The organism is Sphingomonas bacterium, from assembly GCF_028292945.1.
Classification (GTDB): Bacteria; Pseudomonadota; Alphaproteobacteria; order Sphingomonadales; family Sphingomonadaceae; genus Sphingomonas.
In genome coordinates this window covers 1-4,993 of the sequence record NZ_JAQGLJ010000021.1, presented here as the reverse complement: position 1 = coordinate 4,993, position 4,993 = coordinate 1, and the positions used below count along the sequence as shown (strand labels likewise).

Here is a 4,993-nt window from a genome sequence, read left to right as displayed (position 1 = left end):
TGTTCAACGCCCGTCGCTATTGCGCCGATCTCCATGCCGCACGCCCGCTCCTTCGTCACGCTGCTTGCGCTCGCCGCGGCACCGGGTGCCGTCGCTCAGGAGCGTCCCTTGATCGGCGAGCAACTGGCGCAACTCTCCATCCAGCAGCGCATCGTCATCCGCGTACCGCGCATGCCGGCTGCCACCTCGCCGGCGCTCAAGCCGATCGAGTGGAAGGAGAAGAAGGGACCCAAATGCGTGCCCGCGCAAGGCATGGCGGGCGCGCTGATCTCGGCTGGCAAGCAGGTCGATCTGGTGCTGGTCGGCGGCAAGCGCGTGCGCGCGAAGCTGGACCGCGACTGCACGCCGCTCGACTTCTACTCCGGTTTCTATGTCCGCCCCTCCAAGGACGGCATGATCTGCGCCGACCGCGACGCGATCCGCGTCCGCTCGGGCGCCAGTTGCCAGATCGACGAGTTCAAGCTGTTGCAGGCCGGCAAATAAGCCGCTTACCTTGACTTTTCGCGAGCGTCGGGCGAACGCGCGGGCGGGACTGCGCTGCCGCAGGCCCATCAGCCGGACACCTGCATGAACTTCGCCGATCTCGGCCTTTCGCCCGAATTGCTCAAGGCGGTAAATGACGCCGGCTATACCGAGCCGACAGCGATCCAGGCGGCGGCGATTCCGTCGGTGCTGATGATGCGCGACATGATCGGAATCGCGCAGACGGGCACGGGCAAGACCGCGAGCTTCGTGCTGCCGATGATCGATATTCTGGCGCAGGGCCGCAGCCGCGCGCGCATGCCGCGATCGTTGATCCTGGAGCCGACGCGCGAACTCGCGGCGCAGGTGGCCGAGAACTTCGTGAAATACGGCGCCAACCACAAGCTGTCGATGGCGCTGCTGATCGGCGGCGTGTCGATGGGTGACCAGACCGCAGCGCTGGAAAAGGGCGTCGACGTGCTGATCGCCACGCCCGGTCGGCTGATGGACCTGTTCGGACGCGGCAAGATTCTGCTCACCGGCTGTTCGCTGCTGGTGATCGACGAGGCCGACCGGATGCTCGACATGGGGTTCATTCCCGATATTGAGGAAATCTGCACAAAGCTGCCCAAGACGCGGCAGACTTTGCTGTTCTCGGCGACCATGCCGGCACCGATCAAGCGGCTTGCGGACAAGTTCCTGACCAACCCCAAGACGATCGAGGTATCGCGTCCGGCGTCGTCGAACCTCAACATCACGCAATATCTGGTGCCGGTCGATGGCCAGCGGGCGAAACAGACCCGGCTGCGCGCGCTGCTGGCGCAACCGGAGGTCGAGAGCGCGATCATCTTCTGCAACCGCAAGACGACGGTGCGCGACCTCAACAAGAGCCTGAAGCAATATCGCTACCGCTCGGGCGAGATCCATGGCGACATGGAGCAGTCCGAACGCATCGCCGAGCTGGACCGGTTCAAGGCGGGCGAGATCAACATCCTGGTCGCGTCCGATGTCGCCGCGCGCGGACTGGACATCAAAGGCGTGTCCCACGTCTTCAATTTCGACGCGCCCTGGCATCCGGACGATTACGTCCACCGCATCGGCCGCACCGGCCGTGCGGGCGCGACGGGCGTGGCCTATACGCTGATCGCCGCCGAGGATGCGGAGAACATCGCCAATATCGAGAAGCTGACCGGCCAGACGATCGAGCGGCTGGGCGCAGCGGCAGCCCCGTCAGAGGCTCGGGAAGAAGCACCGGCCGAGCGTGCTCCCCGGCGCGGTCGTGGGCGGGCGGCAGCGAACTCGGTCGAAGCGCCGGAGCTCTCGACCGAGGAGGCACCGCCCCAGGCTGAACCAGTCGCCCGCGCTCCTCGCGAAGCGCGCCCGCCGCGAGAAGCCCGGGTGCCGCGGGAAACTCGTGCGCCCCGCGAAGCGCGTCCCCCGCGCGACACCGACGCGCCCCGCCGCGACGAGCCCAGGCGCGATGAGCGGCCGTACCGCCGCGACGAGCGCGCGGACGGTCCCGAGGCCAAGGACGACGGCGGCTGGAACGGCCCGATCCCAGGCTTCCTGTCGGCCACCATCCTGGGCTGAGCTGCCGTGATTGAATATGTCGCACCGGTCGCGGTCGTGTCTCCGTGTGTCGGCGTCTGCGTCATTGAAGATGCAAGCGGCTGGTGCGAAGGCTGCGGCCGCACGATTGACGAGATCGCGGGGTGGATCGCTATGGGAGAAGCGGCGCGGGACGGGGTGATGGGGGAGCTGCCGAGCCGGATGGGCGAGCTTTGCGACCAGCCCATCTCTGCTAGATCAGCAGTCCAGTAGCCACCGCAGCACCTCGACATTGGGATGGACCTGCTCGGGTCGTCCCCCTCTCATCATGAAGCTGATGCGGTCCAGCCGAAAGCTCCTCGCATCCTCGCGAAGGTGGCAGAAGCCGCTGATGTAGACCTGGCAGGTGCAGCTGATCACCTCTTTCACCGTAAGCTGGCGCGTGCTGACCGAGCCGGCCGCGTCACGGTAGCCGATGATGACCCGACGATCATGTACAGTATAGAAGCTGGCCTCGCGGCCCATGAACTCACCGACCCGGACAGAACGGAAGTTGTAGGGCAGTGCAAGCGTCAGCGGGGCCAGCGACCGTTGCTGTTCTGGGAATGCGTCGAGTTCCACCGTGACTATTCTCCTGCTCTCAACGGCATCCGCCCTGTGCTGGCGTCACATATTCCCGTCACCCTGAACTTGTTTCAGCATCTATGCGCGACCGCTCGCCGATACCAGCGGATCGCATGGACCCCGAAACAAGCTCAGGGTGACGAAGCAAGTCAGCTGGATGTGGACGGCTGCCCATTTGTCGCTGCCGCGATCAGCGCATCGTCGATCGCCTTCGCCTTCCGGTACGCCGAGCGTGCGGTCAGCCGTTCGACATAGGGCAAGAAGCTGTCGCGCTTGGGCAGCGAGCCGAACGAGACGCCCCAGACGATCTGCGAGCCGAAACAAGTGGAACCCGTGCCGAGCGCAACGTCAAGTTGCGTGGTACCACCACACGCCGTCGCGCACCTCGCGCCGCGCCCTGCCCGTCACCTCCAGGTGACGCAGATGCGCCAGCGCCTCGCCGGTCGCCATGCCGAGGACGTCGGGGCCAATCGGGCGGCGGAAGAGCTGCGTGAAGCAATCCACCGCACGCGCGGGGTTCGCGAGGTGCGCGGCGACCGCATCGAGCCGCTCGGCATGCTCGGTGTCGAGCTGGTCAAGCCGCGTGTGCAACCCGGTGAACGGGTCGCCATGGCCAGGGAGCACGAGCAGATCGTGAGGCAGCTGGCGCAGCTTGGCGATCGACGCAAGCCAGTCGCCGAGCGGATCGCCTTCGGGCTCGCTGACGCCCAACGAGACGTTGGAGCTGATGCGCGGCAGCACCTGGTCGCCGGCGATGAGGATCCCCCGGTCGCGATCGAGCAGGCAGGCGTGTTCGGGGCTGTGTCCGTTGCCCGTCACTACCTCCCACCGCGTGCCGCCGATGGTCAGCACGTCGCCGTCAGCGATGCGGCGGAAGGCGAGCGGCAGCCCCGACACGATCCGTGCGAAATTGCCCCAGCCACGGCTTGCGGCATGCGCGACCTGCTCCTCGGTCCATCCCGCCGCGCGCCAGAAGGCGAGCATCTCGGCGGGCGTCTCGTCGCGGGTGTCGGCGGTGAGCAGGCGGAGCTGCAGCCACTCGGTCCGGGTCATCACCAGAGGCGCGTCGTGCTCGCGACACAGCCAGCCGGCGAGGCCGACATGATCGGGGTGGAAGTGCGTGCACAGCACCTGTGCCACAGGTTTGCCCGCGAGCATCGCCCGCCACGCGGCGACGCTCGCATCGTTGTTGAAGCCGGTGTCCACGATCGTCACGCCGGCGGGATCACCTGCCCCGGCCTCCGAGCCGGCGTCGAGAATGAAGCCGTTGACGTGTTTCAGCGGCCCGAACATCGGCAACCGCCACCAGTGGACGCCGGGCGCGACCTCGATCAGCTCGCCGGGTTGTGGAGCGAGGTTGCCGAAGGGGTAGCGGAGGCCATCTCGCTCGAGGGCATCGTTAAGGGTGAACGCGTGTGTAGCCATCGGTTGCGCGTAGCAACGGATCGGAGCGGCGTCACCCAAGCCGCTCGGAACTTCCGCAACTTCCGCCCAGGCCATGCTGGAAACGCCATTCCCCCTCCTGCCGCGCCTCGGAAGTCCCGCTCCGGACGGAAGTTCCGAGCCTGGAAGTTCCGCGATCGTGGAAGTTCGGCTGAGGCAAGGTTCGGACCGGCGATCGCATCCGCCGTGGCGTCGTCATCATTCGGCAATGCGAAGCTTGCGGGTCTCGGGTGCAGCTACGCTGCGCCCGTGCGCGTCAGCGCCGGAAAGGATCGAACAGCGCGTCCACCTTCACCGGCACGATGCCGTTCTCCAGATCACGCGCGGCCTGTTCGCGCTCGGCCCGAAGCTGGCCGATCAGCGCCTCGCGGTCGCCGTCCAGCTTGGGGTCGAAGGTCGGCGCCTCGATGCCCGCCGCCTTGGCCGCCTTGGCGACCGCGGCATCCAGCTCGCGCTGCGTCGTCAGCCCCAGCGTCACCGGATCCTTCGGCGTGATGTTGGCCATGTTCCAGTGCGACCGGTCGCGGATCGCGGCGATCGTCGTGCGGGTGGTGCCGATCAGCAGGCCGATCTGGCCGTCGGTGATCTCCGGGTGGTTGCGGATGATCCAGGCGATGCCGTCAGGCTTGTCCTGGCGCTTGGAGACCGGCGTGTAGCGCGGCCCCTTGGTGCGGCGGACCTTGTCGGGCTCCTTGTGGATCAGCAGCCGGTACACGGGGTCGGTCTGGCCGCGCTCGATCTCCTCCTGCGTGAGCTCGCCGGCGCGAATGGGGTCGCGGCCGGTGAGCTTGGTCGCGGCGGTGTCGTCGGCGATCGCCTGCACCTCGAGGATGTGCAGCCCGCAAAAAGCGGCGATCTGCTCGAAGGTCAGTGCAGTATTGTCGACCAGCCAGGAAGCGGTCGCATGGGGCATGAG

General features: G+C 67.0%; 6 protein-coding genes. 3 read left to right on the top strand and 3 right to left on the bottom strand.

The genetic code is table 11. The features are described from left to right. The 3 genes from JWN21_RS02670 to JWN21_RS02660 all read left to right on the top strand — a co-directional run. The coding region (locus JWN21_RS02670; protein WP_299645948.1) for a hypothetical protein at positions 1-483 on the top strand (483 nt) is incomplete at its 5' end. 84 nt (positions 484-567) lie between these two features. Beyond that, the gene (locus JWN21_RS02665; RefSeq protein WP_299645946.1) at positions 568-2,052 is read left to right on the top strand and encodes a DEAD/DEAH box helicase; all 1,485 of its coding nucleotides are present in this window, start codon (positions 568-570) and stop codon (positions 2,050-2,052) included. 6 nt (positions 2,053-2,058) lie between these two features. Beyond that, positions 2,059-2,283 carry a DUF1289 domain-containing protein gene (locus JWN21_RS02660; RefSeq protein WP_367182904.1) on the top strand — a complete coding sequence of 75 codons (225 nt, stop codon included), beginning with the start codon at positions 2,059-2,061 and terminating at the stop codon, positions 2,281-2,283. Here the strand turns inward: JWN21_RS02660 and JWN21_RS02655 are convergent. The 3 genes from JWN21_RS02655 to JWN21_RS02645 form a co-directional block, all read right to left on the bottom strand. Further along, positions 2,269-2,631, bottom strand: coding sequence for a WYL domain-containing protein (locus tag JWN21_RS02655; RefSeq protein ID WP_299645944.1), 363 nt, complete (start codon positions 2,629-2,631; stop codon positions 2,269-2,271). The genes JWN21_RS02660 and JWN21_RS02655 overlap by 15 nt on opposite strands. 351 nt (positions 2,632-2,982) lie before the next feature. Beyond that, entirely contained in the window at positions 2,983-4,059 is a 1,077-nt protein-coding gene (locus tag JWN21_RS02650) for an MBL fold metallo-hydrolase (RefSeq protein ID WP_299645942.1), read from the bottom strand. 274 nt (positions 4,060-4,333) lie between these two features. After that, positions 4,334-4,993 (bottom strand): DUF1013 domain-containing protein (locus JWN21_RS02645; protein ID WP_299645940.1); only part of this gene is annotated, 660 nt, incomplete at its 5' end.